The 18,184-nt window shown below is 56.7% G+C and carries 16 protein-coding genes; 6 read left to right on the plus strand and 10 right to left on the minus strand.

Translation table 11 applies throughout. The features are described 5' to 3' along the window. Positions 1 to 4: 4 nt before the first annotated feature. The 6 genes from PHA01_RS22220 to PHA01_RS22245 are packed head-to-tail and all read right to left on the minus strand — an operon-like array spanning position 5 to position 5,305. Complete coding sequence (locus PHA01_RS22220) at positions 5 to 1,624, minus strand: molybdopterin-binding/glycosyltransferase family 2 protein (RefSeq protein ID WP_271898525.1); 1,620 nt, start codon at positions 1,622 to 1,624, stop codon at positions 5 to 7. Then, entirely contained in the window at positions 1,621 to 2,334 is a 714-nt protein-coding gene (locus PHA01_RS22225) for an XdhC family protein (protein WP_271898526.1), read from the minus strand. The genes PHA01_RS22220 and PHA01_RS22225 overlap by 4 nt, the downstream gene beginning before the upstream one ends. A gap of 2 nt (positions 2,335 to 2,336) precedes the next feature. Further along, positions 2,337 to 2,669, minus strand: a complete 333-nt coding sequence (locus PHA01_RS22230; protein ID WP_271898527.1) for an XdhC family protein — start codon at positions 2,667 to 2,669, stop codon at positions 2,337 to 2,339. Positions 2,670 to 2,690: 21 nt separating this feature from the next. Further along, positions 2,691 to 3,923, minus strand: coding sequence for a vWA domain-containing protein (locus tag PHA01_RS22235; RefSeq protein ID WP_271898528.1), 1,233 nt, complete (start codon positions 3,921 to 3,923; stop codon positions 2,691 to 2,693). A gap of 1 nt (position 3,924) precedes the next feature. Further along, positions 3,925 to 4,836 (minus strand): AAA family ATPase, encoded by a 912-nt coding sequence (locus tag PHA01_RS22240; protein WP_271898529.1) that lies wholly within the window; start codon positions 4,834 to 4,836, stop codon positions 3,925 to 3,927. A 13-nt stretch (positions 4,837 to 4,849) separates the two neighbouring features. After that, positions 4,850 to 5,305, minus strand: a complete 456-nt coding sequence (locus tag PHA01_RS22245) for a flavin reductase (RefSeq protein WP_271898554.1) — start codon at positions 5,303 to 5,305, stop codon at positions 4,850 to 4,852. 225 nt (positions 5,306 to 5,530) lie between these two features. Between PHA01_RS22245 and PHA01_RS22250 the strand changes: the two genes are divergently transcribed. The 5 genes from PHA01_RS22250 (at position 5,531) to purB (ending at position 10,491) form a co-directional block, all read left to right on the plus strand. Continuing rightward, the gene (locus PHA01_RS22250) at positions 5,531 to 6,613 is read left to right on the plus strand and encodes a branched-chain amino acid ABC transporter substrate-binding protein (RefSeq protein ID WP_271898530.1); all 1,083 of its coding nucleotides are present in this window, start codon (positions 5,531 to 5,533) and stop codon (positions 6,611 to 6,613) included. After that, on the plus strand, positions 6,613 to 7,617 hold the full coding sequence (locus tag PHA01_RS22255; protein ID WP_271898531.1) for a P1 family peptidase: 1,005 nt from the start codon (positions 6,613 to 6,615) through the stop codon (positions 7,615 to 7,617). Before PHA01_RS22250 ends, PHA01_RS22255 begins: the two co-directional genes overlap by 1 nt. Before the next feature lie 70 nt (positions 7,618 to 7,687). Continuing rightward, positions 7,688 to 8,359: a ribulose-phosphate 3-epimerase gene (gene rpe / locus PHA01_RS22260; protein ID WP_271898532.1), complete on the plus strand. Its 672-nt coding sequence runs from the start codon at positions 7,688 to 7,690 to the stop codon at positions 8,357 to 8,359. Between the two features lie 2 nt (positions 8,360 to 8,361). Beyond that, positions 8,362 to 9,090: a DUF2259 domain-containing protein gene (locus PHA01_RS22265; RefSeq protein WP_271898533.1), complete on the plus strand. Its 729-nt coding sequence runs from the start codon at positions 8,362 to 8,364 to the stop codon at positions 9,088 to 9,090. Between the two features lie 84 nt (positions 9,091 to 9,174). After that, a complete protein-coding gene (gene purB, locus PHA01_RS22270; protein WP_271898534.1) occupies positions 9,175 to 10,491 on the plus strand; it encodes an adenylosuccinate lyase in 1,317 nt (438 codons plus the stop codon). Positions 10,492 to 11,012: 521 nt separating this feature from the next. Here purB and PHA01_RS22275 read toward each other — a convergent pair. Both PHA01_RS22275 and PHA01_RS22280 read right to left on the minus strand, forming a co-directional pair. Next, positions 11,013 to 11,822 carry a VOC family protein gene (locus PHA01_RS22275; protein ID WP_271898555.1) on the minus strand — a complete coding sequence of 270 codons (810 nt, stop codon included), beginning with the start codon at positions 11,820 to 11,822 and terminating at the stop codon, positions 11,013 to 11,015. 1,085 nt (positions 11,823 to 12,907) lie between these two features. Next, positions 12,908 to 13,891, minus strand: coding sequence for an NAD-dependent epimerase/dehydratase family protein (locus PHA01_RS22280; RefSeq protein WP_271898535.1), 984 nt, complete (start codon positions 13,889 to 13,891; stop codon positions 12,908 to 12,910). A gap of 431 nt (positions 13,892 to 14,322) precedes the next feature. Here PHA01_RS22280 and PHA01_RS22285 point away from each other — a divergent pair, with 431 nt between their 5' ends. Continuing rightward, a complete protein-coding gene (locus tag PHA01_RS22285; protein ID WP_271898556.1) occupies positions 14,323 to 14,676 on the plus strand; it encodes a CAP-Gly domain protein in 354 nt (117 codons plus the stop codon). 536 nt (positions 14,677 to 15,212) lie between these two features. Here the strand turns inward: PHA01_RS22285 and PHA01_RS22290 are convergent. Further along, positions 15,213 to 15,872: a dihydrofolate reductase family protein gene (locus tag PHA01_RS22290; protein WP_271898536.1), complete on the minus strand. Its 660-nt coding sequence runs from the start codon at positions 15,870 to 15,872 to the stop codon at positions 15,213 to 15,215. 184 nt (positions 15,873 to 16,056) lie between these two features. Beyond that, positions 16,057 to 18,156, minus strand: coding sequence for an NPCBM/NEW2 domain-containing protein (locus PHA01_RS22295; RefSeq protein ID WP_271898537.1), 2,100 nt, complete (start codon positions 18,154 to 18,156; stop codon positions 16,057 to 16,059). Positions 18,157 to 18,184 lie beyond the last annotated feature (28 nt).

The raw sequence follows: 18,184 nt of genomic DNA on the forward strand, positions 1-18,184 counted from the left end.
TTTCCTATCGGATGGGCTCGGTAATAGTACCACCCGCGCGATGCAGCATATCCGGCGTATCGACGTCAAGGGCAGCCGCCTCGCCAAGCTCCACATCGATGACAGGAATATCACCACGCTCGATCAAATGACGTGCACCAACATCACCGGCCAGACTGAATACTTCATTGAACAAGATACGCGGCAGGATCACCGGATTGCCGCGCTTACCCTCGAAAGTCGCCCTCACGACTGATTGACCGCCGGCGCTTTGAAAACGCCTGATCATGGCCTGCAGATCGGTCACGGACAAAGCAGGCATGTCGGCCAGAAGCATCATCACGCCATCGGACGACGATGGTACGTTCCTGATCGCGGTTTGCAGCGATGAGGCTAGCCCGCTGGCATAGTCCTTGTTAAGGGCAATCATCACATTGAGCCCATCCAGCGCAGCGCTGCATTGCTCTGCCATATGCCCGAGCACGGCGACGACAGGACGCCCACCCGCCTCGATCGCAGTCTGAGCCGAGCGGCGTATCAGCGGCACATCATCGAAAGTGGCCAGCAATTTGTTTGGACCCATCATGCGGGTCGACTGGCCGGCAGCGAGGAGCGCGATCGCAACATGGGGCCGCGCCACCGACGGGCGTGGATCGCGTGGCTGCGGACGCGTTGGAATTTCCATCAACAAACCCCCGACACCCATTCCAACGATGTCTGCCTTGGTCACAGGCACATGCGCCATCAACCGGTCGAGCACCCAATCAAAGCCGTTTTCCTTGGGGCTCCTTGCGCAACCGGGAGCGCCAATCAAAGGCTTTTCATCAAGTTCGCCAAGGATCAGCAGGTTTCCCGGATCGACCGGCATGCCGATATGACTAACGACGCCGCCTGCCTCCCTGATTGCCGCGGGAACGATATCGTCCTGATCGACCACCGCGGAGGCGCCAAAGACGACGACGAAGTCATTTGCTTCCTGCAATTTGCGTATGGCTTCCGCAAGCGGTTTGCTCGCATGGGGCGGGCGCAGTTCGGATGTCACAACTCCATGATTGGCTGCAATCCGTGCTTCGATGACGCGGCGCGTCTTTTCGAGTACCGTCGGCTTGATTGACGGCAGCGTCGTCTGGATCAAGCCGATGCGTGAGCCTGCAAAACCGCGCACGCCAAAGGCCGTGCGACCACGCGCCAGCTCCGCGATCCTATCAATTACAGACACAGGAACGGCAAAAGGGATGATTTTGATAGTGGCAACCATCTGCTGCTGCTCAACCCTGTCGAACGCTTTCAACGTGGCGATCGTCACGGAAGGATCGACAGCATTGATGGCATTGATCAAGTCAGCATCCACTGTGAAAAGCCCGGCCGTTTCGGCATAGCAATTGACCCTGCCGGTCGATGCTGGCCCCGCCTGCACGCCCGACCATTGCAATGCTGCAGTTATTCGTCTGGCCGCTTCGTTTTCTTCGAGATCAACGTCTTGCAAGCGCGCGGCAATGACATGAGTCACGCCCGCTTCGCGCAATTGCCCAAGGTCATGTTCGTTGAGGACATGTCCTTTTTTCAGCTTCAGATTCCCGGTATGGGTTGAGTGTGCAAGGATAGCGCCAAGAGCGTCCTTGAGAGGAATTTCACCAAAGATCATGCTGTCTTTTCCAGATGCCGCGCGGTTTGGAGTCCTCTCGCACGAAATGCCTTGATCACCTCGGCCATAACTGCAACGGCGATCTCGGCGGGGCTGGCGGCACCGATATCAAGGCCGATAGGCGAATGAATCAAAGCGATCTCATCCTCGCTGAACCCCAGCGCCTTGAGCCGCTCAACACGCTTTGCATGGGTCTTGCGGCTACCCAGCGCGCCGACGTAAAAGCATCCCGCTTTTAGAGCCCGCTCCAGCGCCTGATCATCGATTTTCGGGTCATGCGTGACGACAGCAACCGCCGTATAGGGATCAAGCGGTCGCTGCTCCAGTATATCCTGCGGCCATTCTGCAAAGAGTTTGATATCCGGAAAGCGCTCGGGCGTGGCAAACGCTGTACGTGGATCGACGATTTCCATATCGTATCCAGCAATCTTTGCCATCGGCGCCAGGGCCTGGCTGATGTGCACAGCGCCAATCACCACCAGACGCGGCGGCGGCACATGGACGTTCAGAAAGAACGAGCGGCCCTCAATCTCGGCGAGGCCCGATTTTCCTGACAGGAACGCCTGCTTGACCGCATCGCCGAGCAGACCGGCAACCGGATCGCCCTCCCTGATCACGCGGTCACGCCCGTCGCCGAGATCGGTCAGCAATAATGCCGCACGGCGGGCTTGCCGTTCTGCATTGAGTTTCTTCAGACAATAGGGATCCATGCTCAGCCCAGCCGTTCGACATAGACTTTGATACGTCCGCCGCAGGACAGACCGACCTGCCAGGCGGTTTCGTCGGCGACACCAAATTCAAGCATGCGCGGTGTGCCCTGGCTGATCACATCCATGGCTTCGGCAATGACCGAACCTTCAACGCAGCCGCCAGAAACCGAGCCCTCGAAATGGCCCGCCTCGTCGATCACAAGATGGCTGCCGACGGGGCGTGGTGCCGATCCCCAGGTTTCAACGACAGTAGCAATCGCCACGTCGCGGCCTTCGGCCATCCAGCTTTCGGCGATCAGCAACGGATCGCGTATTTGTTCAGTCGGATTTTGCATTGTATGACAGTACCACAAACTTCAAGATTGGTGCAACCAGCGCTTCGGATCGTCATCGTTACCGCGCGGTCGGCTGAGTGCCCGGCACAGATCCTCCAAAGCCTCCATATTGTGCACAGCACGGAAGTCGTCAACATAGGGTAACATAGCTTTTACACCACGGGCGCGTGGCTCAAAACCTTCAAATCGGAGCAAGGGATTGAGCCAGATCAGCCGACGGCAAGATTTCGATAGGCGCTCCATCTCCGCTTCCAGGCCGCTCGTATTCTCGCGCTCCAGTCCGTCGGTGATGAGCAGCACCACCGCACCTTGGCTGAGAACGCGTCTCGACCAACAACGATTGAATTCCCGCATGGTTTCGCCAATGCGCGTACCGCCCGACCAGTCCTGTACAGCACCCGTGCAATGGGCAATCGCATCGTCCGGGTCACGATAGCGCAGGGACCGCGTGATGTTGCTCAGCCGTGTGCCAAAGACGAAGCAGTGGACCCGGCGACGCTTGGCCATCATCGCATGCATGAAATGCAGGAAAACGCGGGTGTATTGGCTCATTGAACCCGAAATATCGGCAAGCACGACCAATGGCGGATGCACTTCGCGACGCGAGCGGAATTTTGGTAAAATGAGATCACCACCGGTCCGCAGGCTCGCACGCATCATCGCTCTCGGATCGATACGCGCGCCCTTCGGGTCACTTCGGAAACGCCTCGTCTCGACTTCATCGACGGGCAGCGTCAGGTCATCCATCGCCCGGCGCGCCTGGCTGAGCTCATCGGCCGACATCTGGGCAAAGTCCTTGGTCCGCAGCACCTCCTTGCCGGAAAATGTCAAACGTGCGTCCACATCGATCTCGGGCGGGAGTTCTCCAGACTGGTTGCGCGAGCTTTCCTTGAACAGCGCTTCGGCCACGCGAGCTTCGGCAGCCCTTGGCTTCGATCGTTCGCGCGCCAAGGCAACGGGCGAGAACATGGCCAGCATTTTCTCGATCAACTCGCGGGAGCGCCAGTAAAGCCGGAACGCCTCATCGAATGTCGCATGATCCTCGCGGCGGTTGACGAGCACACTGTGTAATGTCCAATAAAAATCATCCCGAGAGCCGATACCACCGGCCAAAACCGCCTCTATCGCGTCCCTGACGGAAGCCGGGCCAACCCGCAACCCGGCCTTTCGCAAGGTGCGGGCAAAATAGACGATATTGTCCGCAAGGCGGCTTTCCGTCCTTGCTATCTCGGGTGATGAGGCGAATGTTTCCATGTCACGCCGCGTTCAGTTCCGCCTTGACCTCATCGAGTATTCGCCGCCCCTCGCCGCCGGAAATCCTGGCTATGTCATCCTGATATTTGAGCAAAACACCGATCGTATCGGATACCGTCTCCGGATCGAGCGCCAACTTGTCCATTTCGGTCAAGGCCCCCGCCCAGTCGATGGTTTCGGCCACACCCGGCAGCTTGAATAGGTCCATATCACGCAATTTCTGCACGTACCGGACGATCTCATCCGACAGGCGTTCATTCGCAGCAGGGACTTTGCGGCGGACGATCTCAAGTTCCCGTGCAGCGGAGGGATAGTCTACCCAATGATAGAGACATCTGCGTTTCAGTGCGTCGTGGATCTCACGAGTCCGGTTGGTCGTTATGATGACGATTGGTGGTTCGGCAGCACGGATCGTTCCAAGTTCCGGAATCGTGACCTGATAGTCCGACAGCACTTCGAGTAGGAAGGCTTCAAAGGCTTCATCGGTTCGATCAAGTTCGTCGATAAGAAAAACCGGGGCCTTACCCGGGTTGCCCGACAGCGCCTGCAGAACGGGCCGCCTTATCAGGAATTTCTCTGAAAAAACATTGCGCTCTATGGCTTTCTTATCAACCTTGCCACTTGCTTCATCGAGGCGAATCTCGATCATCTGCGCTGCATAATTCCATTCATAAACAGCAGAAGAAACGTCGAGCCCTTCATAGCATTGCAGGCGGATCAGCGGTCGGTCCAGCGTTGCCGCGAGTACTTTGGCGATCTCGGTCTTTCCGACGCCCGCCTCGCCTTCCAGGAACAACGGCCTCTTCATTCGCAAGCTGAGGAACAGCACCGTCGCCAACGCACGGTCCGCGACATATCCGCCAGCCTCGAGCAGCGCCAGCGTCTCTTCGATCGATTGCGGCAGTTCAGCCATGGCGTCTCCGGTGCTAGTCTCCCGAACTGTGATAGGAGCGATTGAGATAGATCAATGAACGGCCAGGGTCGCCCATATTGAGGGCGGTGACTTTACCATAGATCACATAATGCGTTGCGACTTCGTGTGTAGCTATGATGCGGCAATCGAAGCTCGCCAAGGCGTTGGTGAGCACTGGAGCACCGGTTTGCAGTGTCTGCCAATGCCCGAGCGCAAACCTGTCCGGCTGGGACAGATCGCCCTTGCCTGAAAAGGCTTCGGAAAGCGCCTGCTGTTGGAACGAGAGCGTATTCAGTGCGAAAACCTGATTTTCGATGAACAGATGATTGAAATCATGATTGCGATTGAGACACACGAGCATCGTCGCCGGATTGTCCGAAACCGAGCATACTGCCGAAATTGTAAGGCCGCGGCGGCCTGCCGGACCATCGGTGGTAAGGATATGAACCGCCTCGGCAAAATGGCTCATGGCATTGCGAAATGCGAGCGGCTCTATTTTCTGATCTTTGGCAATTAGCACAATTCTATTTCCGTTGTCCGAACCATCACTATCGCAACATGTGTCCCAACCATAGGGGCAGGTCATATTTTACGATAACTTCCTTTTATATAGCGCGAGATTGCTAAGAATGAAGGAAACAGCTACCGAAAACGTGCAACTAATACCCATCAAAGAGGAAACGACATTTTCGCAATGAACCCCACAATACGCGCCGCAACCTTTGGCCTTTGCATAGCTGCCGCAAGTGTCGCACATGCGGAAGACAAGATTGGTGTTATCGCGCCGCTTTCCGGTCCCTTTGCGCGCCTTGGAACGCAAGTTGTCGATGGTGCGACGATTGCGGTGGCTGCGAACAAAGGCGGCCAGGCGATATCAATTACAACGGCCGATGACCAATGCAGTGCGGCAGGCGGCGACGCGGCAGCAAAACAGCTGGTTCAGGCGGATGTTGCGATAGTCATTGGCTTTCTTTGCACTGAATCGCTCGAGGCCGCTCTGCCTATCCTTAGCCAGAAGGGCATTCCAATCGTCACTCCGGCAATACGGGCCCAAACACTGACCGAGCTGCGCGCCGATCAGCCTTATCCCGTCTTCAGAACCGCGCCATCCGGTCGCAATGAGGCCAACGAAACCGGTGATATCCTGGCCGGTCTGTGGCATTCGGAACCGTTTGCCATCATCGATGACGGCACGATCTTCGGGCGGGAACTTGCAGCAGGGGCGCGGGCCCGTCTGGAGGAAAAAGGCCTGAAACCGGTCTTTGCCGATACATATCGCCCCGGCCTCGACAATCAAAATGCACTGGTCAGCCGGCTGAAACGCGCAGGCGCCACACAAGTTTTCGTTGGCGGTGAACGCGATGATGTTGCAGCCATAGGGCGAAGCGCGGCGGCGCTAAACTATTCGCTTGTCATCGCCAGTGGCGAGGCTCTTGAGGCGGCAGGCGATGGCAGCGCGCTCGCCATCGGCACGTTGATGATCGCACCACGCGAGCCACAAACTCTGGAAAGTGCTCGAAACGCCAAGAATACCATCGAGTTGGCCGGAAAAGTGCCGGAAGGCTATACGATACCGGCTTACGCTGCGACCGAAGTGGCAATGCAAGCTCTCACTACCGCGCAATCACAGGCAGGATCCCTGCAGGAGATTCTGCACACGAATGTCTTTGAAACTGCGCTTGGCACGATGCAATTCGATGCCAAAGGCGAGCGCATCGCCGATACTTACCGCCTGCAGAAATTCGATGGAAACCAGTTCGTGCTGGAGACTAATTGATGTTGAAGGCCGGTCCACGCAACCTCATCACTGACGTCGCTGGGTTAAAAGTCGGGAACGCTTCCGACAGCAAACTCAAATCCGGCTGTACAGTCGTGTTATGCGAGAACCCGGCAACCGCGGCAGTCAAGGTGCTCGGCGGCGCACCGGGCACGCGCGAGACCGACCTACTCGAGCCGCACAACACGGTTGAGCAGGTCAATGCGTTGGTTTTGTCGGGCGGATCGGCATTCGGTTTGGATGCCGGGTCGGGCGTTCAGGCCGCCCTTCGAGAAGAGGGCATTGGTTTTGAAGTCGGCGCGCAGCGTGTTCCAATCGTCCCGGGCGCCGTTCTCTTCGATTTGCTGAATGGCGGCGACAAGGAGTGGGGTCATTACCCGCCCTATCGTGAGCTTGGCTATGAAGCAACGCAGTCGGCATCGAGTGATTTCACGCTTGGGACCGTGGGCGCCGGGACAGGAGCAACTGTCAAAGGGCTGAAGGGCGGGCTGGGCTCAGCCTCGTCGATCCTCGAAAGTGGCGTGACCATCGGCGCCCTCGTCGCGGTGAATGCGCTTGGTATGGTAACCATCGGAAAAAGCAGGCATTTCTGGGCTGCACCTTTCGAAATCGGTAACGAGTTCGGCGGACTTGGCCTGCCGCATCCCTTTCCTGCCGACGCCGCCGAAATCGGGACCAAGTTCAGCGACGCGGCGCGGGATGCCAATACGACAATAGGGGTCATCGCTACCGATCTGATCCTTACGAGCGCTCAGGCCAAGCGCTTGGCCATTGCCGCCCATGATGGTTACTCCCGCGCAGTCTGGCCGGCACATACGCCTTTTGACGGTGATCTGGTGTTCGCCCTCGCCACCGGAACCAGCGGCAGAACGCCGGAAATTGCTGAATTCATTGACCTTTGTGCCGCGGCGGCCTCAACAATGGCCCGCGCCATAGCACGAGGCGTTTATTCCGCTACGCCTGCGGATAACGATCCCTTTCCGGTCTGGCGATCACTTCGCTGAACAGTTTCGATTGTGCGATACAGCCGCGCGTGATAACCGGCGCCCACAGAATTTCTACCGGAGACAGATCATGAGCCGTCCGCTCGTCATATCACCTTCCATTTTGGCCTCGGATTTTTCAAAACTTGGCGCGGAAGTAAACTCGGTTTTGCGGGCAGGCGCCGACTGGATCCATATCGATGTGATGGACGGGCATTTCGTCCCGAACATCACCTTTGGTCCGGAAGTGGTAAAGGCGATCCGTCCGCTGACGGACGCAGTTTTCGATACGCACCTGATGATTTCGCCCTGTGACCCCTATCTCGAAGCCTTCGCCAAGGCCGGTTCGGACATCATCACGGTCCACGCAGAAGCCGGACCACACCTGCACCGCTCGCTTCAGGCTGTTCGGGCGCTTGGCAAGAAGGCTGGCGTTGCCATCAATCCCGCGACGCCAGAATCCGCCATCGAATATGTACTGAACGACGTCGACCTCATCCTCGTCATGACTGTCAACCCCGGTTTTGGCGGGCAGAAATTCATTGCGGAAACGCTGGAAAAGATCAAGAAAATCAAGGCTATGATCGGCGACCGACCTATAGATCTCGAGGTCGACGGCGGCATTACCCCTGAAACGGCTGCGCTGGCAGTAAGGGCTGGCGCCAACGCACTTGTCGCCGGGTCCGCTGTTTACAAAGGCGGAAGCGAAGCGGCCTATAGATCCAACATTGACCTCATCCGAAGTTCGGTCCACAAAGGATGACAATGATATTACGCCGCGTTTTTCTTAGCCTTGTCGTTGCGTCTTCGCCAGTCGCGGCATGGGCCGGAGACGCTGCAAAGCTTGATATCATTGGCTTTTCCAAGGATGGCGGCACATTCGCCTTCGAGGAATATGGCGTCCAGGATGGCTCTGGTTTCCCCTACGCCAACCGGTTCTATATCGACACGGCAACCGACAAGTTTCTGGCCAAAACGCCGGTTCGGGTCAGGCTCGACGACGAAAATTCGTCACTTGAAAACGCTCGCGACAAGGTCGGCCGCGATGCACAAGGCGTGACATCGCTCAGCGATGAAGAATTGCGCGCCAATGCCGGCAATGCGGTAGCTTCGAACCCTGTCACGGAGCTTTCGGCTGATCCGTTCAAGGTCAAAATCAACCCGCGATTCGTGTTTCCCGCGATTGACGCAGCGCTGACGATACAGCTTGAAGAGATCGCCGTCCCGCCGAGTGAAACCTGTCAAAATCTGGGTGAAATCAAGGGCTTCCGCCTGACGCTGCTTGAAGACAAGACTGACGCCAAGCCCGAAATGCTCCACGAAGACGCCTCCGTTCCGGCCAGTCGCGGCTGTCCGCTCGGCTATAGTATCGGCGCGGTCCAGACCCTATATCCGGACGGCGGGAAACCGGTAATTGCGGTGATGATTGCGGTGCGCGGCACAGGATTCGAAGGCCCCGACTATCGCTGGCTGGCAGTCACCCAGCAACGATAGTGTGAAAAGTCGCCAAATGGCGCGTTGAGTGATCGCCCCACCTCTGATAGACCGCGTTTAAAGCCTAAAACGACAGGAAAACATATGATCCCGCGCTATTCGCGTCCCGAAATGGTCGCCATCTGGTCCCCGGAAACGAAATTCCGCATCTGGTTCGAAATCGAGGCGCATGCCTGCGACGCGCTGGCGGACCTTGGCGTCATCCCGAAGGAAGCGGCCAAAACCATCTGGGAAAAGGGCGGCGCAGCCACTTTCGACATTGATCGTATCGATGAGATCGAGCGCGAGACCAAGCACGATGTCATTGCTTTCCTTACACATTTAGCCGAAATCGTTGGCCCGGACGCGCGTTTCGTTCACCAGGGCATGACCTCGTCGGACGTGCTCGACACCTGTTTCAATGTGCAGTTGATGCGTGCCAGCGATATCCTTCTGAGCGATCTGGACAACCTTTTGGCAGCGCTGAAAAAGCGCGCTTTCGAGCACAAGGACACGGTCACCATCGGGCGCAGCCATGGCATCCACGCCGAACCGACGACCTTCGGCGTCAAGCTGGCGCAGGCCTATGCCGAGTTCGAACGCTGCCGTAGTCGTCTCGTCGCCGCACGCGCGGAGATTGCAACCTGTGCTATCTCCGGCGCTGTCGGTACCTTCGCCAATATCGACCCGCGCGTGGAAGAACATGTCGCCAAGGCATTGGGAATGCAGGCAGAACCGGTTTCGACACAAGTGATCCCGCGTGATCGCCATGCCATGTACTTTGCAACCCTTGGTGTCATCGCATCGTCGGTCGAGCGCCTCTCCGTCGAGATCCGCCATCTGCAGCGCACCGAGGTTCTGGAGGCGGAAGAGTATTTTTCGCCAGGCCAGAAGGGCTCATCGGCCATGCCGCACAAGCGCAATCCGGTGTTGACCGAGAACATGACCGGGCTCGCCCGCATGGTTCGCGCTTTTGCGCTGCCGGCGATGGAAAATGTAGCCCTGTGGCACGAACGCGATATTTCGCACTCGTCGGTCGAGCGCATGATCGGCCCCGACGCGACAATCACCCTCGATTTTGCCTTGGCGCGTATGGTCGGCGTCATCGAAAAGCTGTTGGTCTATCCGGATAACATGTTGAAAAACATGAACAAGTTCCGCGGATTGATCCACTCGCAGCGAGTGCTTCTGGCGCTGACGCAGGCCGGGGTTTCCCGCGAGGACTCCTACCGTCTGGTGCAGCGTAACGCCATGAAGGTCTGGGAGCACGGGGCCGATTTCCTCGAAGAACTGCTCGCCGACGCCGATGTTCGGGCTGCCCTGCCCGAAGCGACGATCCGCGAGAAGTTCGACCTCGGCTATCATACCAAACACGTCGATACGATCTTCAGACGCGTGTTTGGCTCAACCGGCAGCAACTAGATTAAAGCCCCAGATTGATAAAAGCATTCCGGATTCGAGGATTCTTGCATAGGAATTGAACATTCCTGAATGTGAATCGGACGAAGTTGCGTAATTCACCCGCCCAAATAGCGGTTACATCAGGTGCAACAGCGAAAAACCGCCAGTAAGAACGGGATGGTTCACGAAATTAATTGAACGAGCGTTCGATTAATTTTACCGGGATTTTGCGCGCGCTGACGTTTGATTGGTTGAAACGCCGTGACGGCGGGTACGGAGCTCTCGCTTTATCATCAAATACCTGCCTGTCCGTCATCCTCGGGCTTGACCCGAGGACCCATGGCAAAGGAGCGAGGCGATATCCACCATTGTGGCGGCGTCCAGTTATTGAAAAATGGTGAGGCAGCTTATCACCGAGAAATCGTCCGGCTGGATTCCGTGGGAGCACGACACGATAGCGCTGCTCAGCCGTGGGTCCTCGGATCAAGCCCGAGGATGACGGAGAGATGGATCCAGGACGAAGGACGTCGCGTAAGCGCCAACTAACCCTTTGCCGGAACGATCCTGATGACATTGCCCCAGGGGTCAACGATCTCGCGTTCGTCCTTGGCATCGGCGGAGCTGAACTCGGCCCAGGCCAATCCGGAGCGATCATTGTCGCGGCGCCCGGCGCCGCGGCTTTGCCAGGAGTTGGCGGCGACGTGGTGATGGTAACCGCCGGTTGACATAAACACCGCACTGCCGCCAAACCCGGCAACCGTCTGCAACCCGAGCTCATCCTGCCACCAGCTTTCGGCCTCCTTGGCGTTGCCGACACGCAGGTGCAGATGGCCAACCATCGTCCCGTCAGGAGCCATGTCGAAAGGCACCTCGTTGCCGGGTTCGCCGAGCAGATTGCCAACGTCGAGCGCCTCGGTGCCCATCTGCACGGATGAGCCGTTCCACTTCCAGCTCTCATGCGGACGGTCGGCATAAATTTCAACGCCGTTGCCTTCCGGATCGGTCAGATAGATGGCCTCGCTGACCAGATGGTCGGAAGCGCCGACGATCGGCGTGCGCTTGTCAATTGCCCGCCGGGCCCAGCGGGCGAGATCGGCGCGGGCCGGCAAGAGAAAAGCCGTGTGGTAGAGGCCGGCGCTGTGCGGATCATCGGCACGGATGGCCGAGGCCTGCTCGATCTCGAGCAGCGGCGTTTCGCCCGCACCTAGAATGACCGACTGGCCCTTGCGTGAAATCTCGCGCAGGCCAACAACGTCCTCATAATATTTCGCCAGCGCATCGGCATCCCTGGCCTTGATGCCAACCTTCGACACGTGCGTCGGCGCCGTTGCTGCAAAGGAAATCTTGTCCATTTTTGTCTCCGCGCGGGAACTTCCCGTCGATACAGCAAGGGCGGCAGCGCCAACAACCACATTCCGGCGCGTGAGCTTCATACCCATCCCCTCGCAACATATCAGTTTCGTTGTTGCTAACGTCGGATTTATCGAGGCTCGAAACAAGCCCGGCACGAGCGAACAGCTTGTTCACAAATACTGAACCCACCGAGGGAGATTGTTTACAGCACAAGGCCCCTCATGGTGAGCTTGTCGAACCACGCACCACTGTTTTACGTGGTTCGACAAGCTCACCATGAGGGCGCTCGTAAAATGCCGTCTAACCGCGTCGCCGCCTGCTACAATCTTACATATCGGTAAAATGCTTGGCATTTTCGCAACGCCTTTTGGAAACAGACCGCTTTAAGCTGGCTACGCCCAACGGAGTTTGAAGAATGGTTCGCTGTCTATTGATATCCTTCACATACATCGCATTGCAAATAAGCGCCGCCCATGCCGGCGGCACATCATTCGAAGGTAAGTGGCAGCAGATTGCTTCTACCGCTGGCGAATGCCGAACCTGCGCAGTTGAATTCAAATTCGCGGGCGCATTGCTCAGTGTTAATGCGAATAATGGATGGAACGCCACTGCCCAAAATGTCTCGGACTCATCCAGGTCGGCATCTGCGAACGGCCATTGGAGCAGGGACGCTGGCTATCTGGCGGGTTCACCGTTCAGGGCATTCTTCGAGATCGTGGATTCACGCTTGTTTATGAAGATGCTCGTTCGAAAGAAGGACGGATCGATGATGGCGATCAAAGCCATCTTTGAGCGACCGTCTCAACCAACCGCATAAGCCGATGATGGTTTTCATCCACTTCGATCCGCGCCAGCGCCAGCGCTTCAACTCCAATGATTGGAGATTCGATGTGAACAAGCTTGATGTAGCGCGGCGGCAATTCATATCCGGTGGTATCTGAACGAGCCGCTGGCGGCCAAATACAAGAATATCCATTGGGACAAGCAGCGGCACTAAAAATAAATATTTAACTTCGCTGTAATATCAATATGTTAAGCAATGCAGAAACGCCCCATGAGGGAGGCAGGGCCGCTCGCCCTTGGCTCATTCGACCGGATATGGCCCCTCGGTAAAGCTCCGCGCATGATAGCCTTTTGTGCCGATCAAGCGCGCCAAGGGACTGCGTGTGTCCTCGCCGCGAGCCAGCCGCCCGATCAAATACCGGAAATCATATTTCGGCTGCCAGCCGAGTTCGGTTCGCGCCCGCTCATTGACGTAGACGCGGTCGATGCTTGGAAGCATTCTCCAATCGCGCCGCGCAAACTCGGCCGCGTATTCGGGCACACGGCGCTGCACGGCACGCGGGGCATCGGTGCGTAAATCAGCCAGATCGTCTGCTGTAAACGGTGTCGTCGCGCTGATGATATAGCGGCGAAAGCCGAGTGCCGGCGCCTTTTCGGCCGCCAGAAGATGCGCACTGACGATGTCCTCGATATCCACCCGGCGATAGAGAAACTCGTTCAGCTTGGTGTTTTCATCGGCAAAGCCGCTTCGCACGCCCTTATCGTCGTCCTCTTCCGGAAAAAACCGCGAGGTGCGCAACACCATCGTCGCCAAGCGCTGGTTGCGATGAAACAGCTGGCAAAGGTCTTCGGCTGCCGCTTTGGTCACCCCATAGATGTTCTTCGGGACAGGCCGCACATCCTCGGTGATCCAGGCGGCAGGCACACCTTGCGGCGGGACCAACGCATCGCCAAAGACACTCGTCGTGCTGGTATAGATGAAGGATTTGACGCCGGCCGCCACCGCTTCTTCCAGAAGGTTCAAGGAACCGGTGATATTGGTATCGACGAAATCCTGCCGCGCATGCGTGCCGACATGCGGCTTGTGCAGCGTGGCCGCATGGAAGACGGTCTCGATACCCGCCATGCAGCGTTCGACGAAAGGCCGGTCGGCTATCGAACCGACATGGGTGGTGAACGGGCCCGCCGCGATATCAAGCCCGGCGACCTCGCGACCTCTGCCCTGCAATGTGCGCACCAGCGCCTCGCCCAGATGGCCGGAGCTGCCTGTCACCAATATCGTCATGGTTGCGTCATTCCTCCCAGAACTGGAATCGGATGAAGGTTAGCATTGGCGTTGTTTGCGAGTGAAGAGTCTCTGCAAAGGCTGATGCCGATTATCTCTCCCCTTGCGGGAGAGAAAGCGATTTCAGCATCTTAGCCCTTGCTAAGTGCTAGAAATCGCCAGAGAGGGGATTTCAAATCATTCGCTGCAAATCCCCTCACTTGGATTTTCAAAGGATTTAGCAAGTGCTAAATCCAAGAAAACCCTTTCTCTCCCGCAAGGGGAGAGATAACCGGCATCGACTGTCGTCATCTGTCACCGACCTGCCAGTGCGAGGCCGCCCAGACTTCGCAGCGGAGCGGCCTTACTATCGCCAGACAGCGGGTATTGCATCATGGCATCTTTGAGTTTACGGCCTAAAATGAGTGCCAGTCTCACGCGGCGAGGGTAATATTATGAACGACTTTTATGTCGGACAGAAAGTCGTTTGTATCGACGACAAATTCAAGAATGTCAGCATCGACCAAATCATCCGAAAAGGCCAAATCTACACCATCCGCTGGATTGGCATGTACCAGCACTACGTCGATGGCGAATTCCTCGGCATCAAAGTCGAGGAAATCCACCGCGGCAATGATGACGGCCCCGAGGGTTATGGTGCCGCCGACATGCCTTACCGTGCGTCCCGTTTTCGTCCATTGGTGAAAGACAAGATTGGCCAACTGCGAAAGCTGTTGACCCCCAAATCGGACGAACCGGATGAACCAACAAAGAAAACCCCGGTGAAAAAGAAGGAGAAGGTCTGAATTCTGGGGCAGCCAACGCGTCAAGAATTGCCGTCGGCGTCCTTATGAACGTTTCGCATTTATTCGCTATTCCTGCCCGGTTGGCCCGTGGATATCAGACCAAAGTATAACTCAGGCAAACCAGCGCATGATGGAGCATCCATCTCTGTCTCGCTACTGTGATCGTGGGTCGACATTGCTATTGCCGTACTCACGACCGCTCCTTGTGAGCTTACATCTGACGAAGGATTGAAGCCGTGGATAAGATGGATACGCTTTGGTTAATGCTTTTTCTGATGGGCTCGGTGAGTATCGTCGCCCTTACATTCACGACCAGCGAAATATTCGCTCTGTATTGAGCTCGAACCTGCGGACTTGCAACATGAGGGCTACAACTTGGCCCTCACTACGGTCCTATAAATCGGCGAGCCGCCTGGACACGCATTCAGCAAGCCAGGCAACAGCCACTCCAGGAAATACAGCCATCAAGGTGCGATAGACCCAGCGTTTAACAGCTCAAGCGTTGCCGTTCGGCGATGACGGCACGACTGGACGGTTCACGCCAGGTTTTTACGCCGCGCCAACTCTGCCTCGCTCGGCTGTTCCGCTCCGAACGAGCCAGTGACAATGTCGCCCGCGCGCACGTATTTGTTGATTGTGACGCCGGTGCCCGAGACCTTTGACGAAACGAGTTTCAGAGCGCCGGGAGAGGCATGGCCGCTGAACAGCCTCTTGCCCTTCCCCAATATGAGTGGAAACATGAAAATGTTCATCTCGTCGACCAGGCCATTTTTGAACAGGGTTTGCAGGAAATCGGTGGAGCCCTGGGTCAACAGATCCGGCCCCTGCTCGCTTTTCAGCTTCGTGACTGCCGCGACCACATCCGGGCCCAGAGTTTGGCTGTTCTGCCAGTCAAGTTTCAGGTCTGGATTGCGGGTCGCAACATATTTGTGGACGCGGTCGAACAAGGGGCCGATCGGATGGCCGGCGTCGACATAGGGCCAATAGGCGGCAAAAATGTCGTAGGTTTTCCGGCCGAGCAGAAGATCAAAAGGCTTGGCAAACATCTCCCCCACGGCCTCTTCTCCTGCCTGGTCAAAATAGGGGGCAACCCAGCCGCCATATTTGAAGTCGCCTGTTGGGTCTTCGTCCGGGCCACCTGGTGCCTGCATGATACCGTCGAGGCTTACAAAAGCACCAGTAATGATCTTTCTCATGTTTAGTCTCCTTCAACGCTGCCGTTATGCGTTAAAGACGTTCGCCAGTGGCATTTGCCGACAGCGCCGAGAAAAATTGTGCGTTCATACACCGCAATCCGGGTTCTGCGCAGGTCTGCAGGGTAGAGCTGCTTGTGCCTGCCTCCCATCACAAGGGAAACAGGCACCGGCTGATTGTACGTTCCTACTGGCATTCAATCACTGGATTGACCCAATCGGCATAGTCAAAGGATTTGTAGTCGTCCCCGGGTTTTACGAAGAGCCGTAACGTCTGGACCTCACGCAGGTCCACTTTCAACAATTTGGACTGATCGTTGGGCGTCATTACACCGCTATTGGCCAGGAGATTCCCGTCGCCCCAAATTTCGAACGCAACATTACCATATCCCTTCCGGTCACTGGGAGGTTTGGAGAAATACTGCTTGTCGACGCCGACACTGACCGAGAGCTGCGTGCACTTTCCACCAGGACGGAAATAGAGATGGGATCGAGAGGCCACACCAAACCCTTTCGCAAATTCGGTTCCGCCAACATTGAGTCTGCTTCCGTCACCCGCCTTGTCCTCGCCATTGGACATGTTCCTTTCGGCGGGACCCCAACCATTGATATGATAGACCCAGGGCCGATCGCTGAGAGCGCTTTCGCCCTTTGGAAAGGCAAACTCCTTGCCCTGCACTTTCAGCACCAATACGCCATGGGAAGGTATTGTTGCGCTGTATTCCTTGTCGAAAGTGCCGAGGTCCTTCTGGCTGGAAAGATCGCGCAGTTTCGCAGGACCTGCCTCAAGTCCAAGGTCGGTCCATGCGACGGTGATCTTCGCCGGCTGGGCACTGCGGTTGAGCAGTGCCACTGCGCGTTCACCCATGGCAACGAGCGGCTTGTTCCAGACCTGCAATCCGGCTGTGTCCTCACGAACCTGGACTGCCTGAATGTTCAGCGGATCCTGATTGACCGCAATGATGTCCTTGTTGGTAAGGGTTTTCAACGTTTCCGGCGTTTGGGTGCGAATATCGTTGCCTGCAAGCAACGGGCTCGCCATCATTGCCCACATGGCAAAGTGTGTCTTGTTCTCCTCCGGTTGCGGCAGCTTGCCAACCTCGAGCATGTCGAAATCATTCCAGAAGCCCGGCGTTGCATAGCCAGCCACGGCCGCGCCGAGTTCGAGTACTCTCATGACCGATTTCAGCTCTGGGCTCTGGTGGTCTGACCGGCGGTTATCAAAGACATCGGTCACATCGTCAGCGACGCGCGACATGTGCGCAAGTCCGGGTATATCGAGTTGCGGACGATCACCCTTCTCATCGTAATTCGATTCAGTATCGAAGATATGGATGCTATAGGACATATTCCGGCCCGTTCTGGCCAAGGCGTCGCGCATTATCGCGGCTCGTGCGTGGTCCTTTGGTCCCGAACAGTCATCATATTTGACATAATCAATACCCCATTCGGCATAGGTCTTTGCATCGATCTCTTCATAGCCTGCACTGCCAAAATAGTTTTGACATGTCACGGCGCCGAACGAAGTATAGATGCCGATTTTCAAGCCCTTTGCGTGAATCTTTTCCGCCAGGCTCTTGATCCCGCTTGGGAACTTGTCGTTTGTCGTCGGCTTGCCGTTCTTGTCACGCGATTTCCCTTCCCAGCAATCGTCCAGATTGATGTAGTTGTAACCCGCATTTGCCATGCCGTTCTTGACGATGGTATCGGCAATTTCGAGGATCATCGTTTCGCTGACGTTGCATTGAAACGTGTTCCAGGCGTTCCAACCCATCGGCGGGATCTTCGGTGCCGGCAGGGCTTTCGTGCCGTCCGGAAATCGAACCTTGTAAAGGGTCGGAAATGGTTCGTAAGGCGCGGCCACGACAGGGGCAATCTTCGCGCGCATGGTGGCACCCTCCTCGCTCAACCCGGCGACCTCAAGCAGTGTCGCGGCATCGGCCAGCCGCCCCTGCTTTTCGAGTGCGGCGGCGGTGTTGCGGGCAAGCTGTGCGAAGCTGGATTTGGTTACTTCCAATTTGCGTTCTGCTTCCACGATAGCTGCTGATGAGACACGGCCCTCACCCTTGAGACGGTCAAGATTGGCCTGCGCGGAAGATATCTCGCCTTTGAGCTTGTTCAGTTCGTCCGTCAAAACGGCTTTGGCCTTGGCGGCTTCGGCATCCGCCCAGATCATTGCCGGGTCGGGAAACGTTGCCTCCGATGTCTGTTTCGGCGAATGGTCAGAGCCATTGCAGGCCGCGAGACAAACCAATGCGGTGGTAAAAAACATTCTCAAATACTTCATGAAAATCCTCCCGTTTAAAAGTATGACT

Origin of the sequence: Candidatus Phyllobacterium onerii, from assembly GCF_028331445.1 — a bacterium.
GTDB classification, from domain to species: Bacteria; Pseudomonadota; Alphaproteobacteria; order Rhizobiales; family Rhizobiaceae; genus Phyllobacterium; species Phyllobacterium onerii.

Excerpts from the sequence above, each read along its gene's own strand:
- PHA01_RS22225 (WP_271898526.1), bottom strand. The coding sequence starts at position 2,334 with ATGGATCCCTATTGTCTGAAGAAACTCAATGCAGAACGGCAAGCCCGC.
- PHA01_RS22235 (WP_271898528.1), bottom strand. The coding sequence starts at position 3,923 with ATGGAAACATTCGCCTCATCACCCGAGATAGCAAGGACGGAAAGCCGC.
- PHA01_RS22230 (WP_271898527.1), bottom strand. The coding sequence starts at position 2,669 with ATGCAAAATCCGACTGAACAAATACGCGATCCGTTGCTGATCGCCGAA.
- PHA01_RS22275 (WP_271898555.1), bottom strand. The coding sequence starts at position 11,822 with ATGGACAAGATTTCCTTTGCAGCAACGGCGCCGACGCACGTGTCGAAG.
- rpe (WP_271898532.1), top strand. The coding sequence starts at position 7,688 with ATGAGCCGTCCGCTCGTCATATCACCTTCCATTTTGGCCTCGGATTTT.
- PHA01_RS22295 (WP_271898537.1), bottom strand. The coding sequence starts at position 18,156 with ATGAAGTATTTGAGAATGTTTTTTACCACCGCATTGGTTTGTCTCGCG.
- purB (WP_271898534.1), top strand. The coding sequence starts at position 9,175 with ATGATCCCGCGCTATTCGCGTCCCGAAATGGTCGCCATCTGGTCCCCG.
- PHA01_RS22290 (WP_271898536.1), bottom strand. The coding sequence starts at position 15,872 with ATGAGAAAGATCATTACTGGTGCTTTTGTAAGCCTCGACGGTATCATG.
- PHA01_RS22240 (WP_271898529.1), bottom strand. The coding sequence starts at position 4,836 with ATGGCTGAACTGCCGCAATCGATCGAAGAGACGCTGGCGCTGCTCGAG.
- PHA01_RS22220 (WP_271898525.1), bottom strand. The coding sequence starts at position 1,624 with ATGATCTTTGGTGAAATTCCTCTCAAGGACGCTCTTGGCGCTATCCTT.
- PHA01_RS22255 (WP_271898531.1), top strand. The coding sequence starts at position 6,613 with ATGTTGAAGGCCGGTCCACGCAACCTCATCACTGACGTCGCTGGGTTA.
- PHA01_RS22250 (WP_271898530.1), top strand. The coding sequence starts at position 5,531 with ATGAACCCCACAATACGCGCCGCAACCTTTGGCCTTTGCATAGCTGCC.
- PHA01_RS22280 (WP_271898535.1), bottom strand. The coding sequence starts at position 13,891 with ATGACGATATTGGTGACAGGCAGCTCCGGCCATCTGGGCGAGGCGCTG.
- PHA01_RS22265 (WP_271898533.1), top strand. The coding sequence starts at position 8,362 with ATGATATTACGCCGCGTTTTTCTTAGCCTTGTCGTTGCGTCTTCGCCA.
- PHA01_RS22245 (WP_271898554.1), bottom strand. The coding sequence starts at position 5,305 with ATGAGCCATTTTGCCGAGGCGGTTCATATCCTTACCACCGATGGTCCG.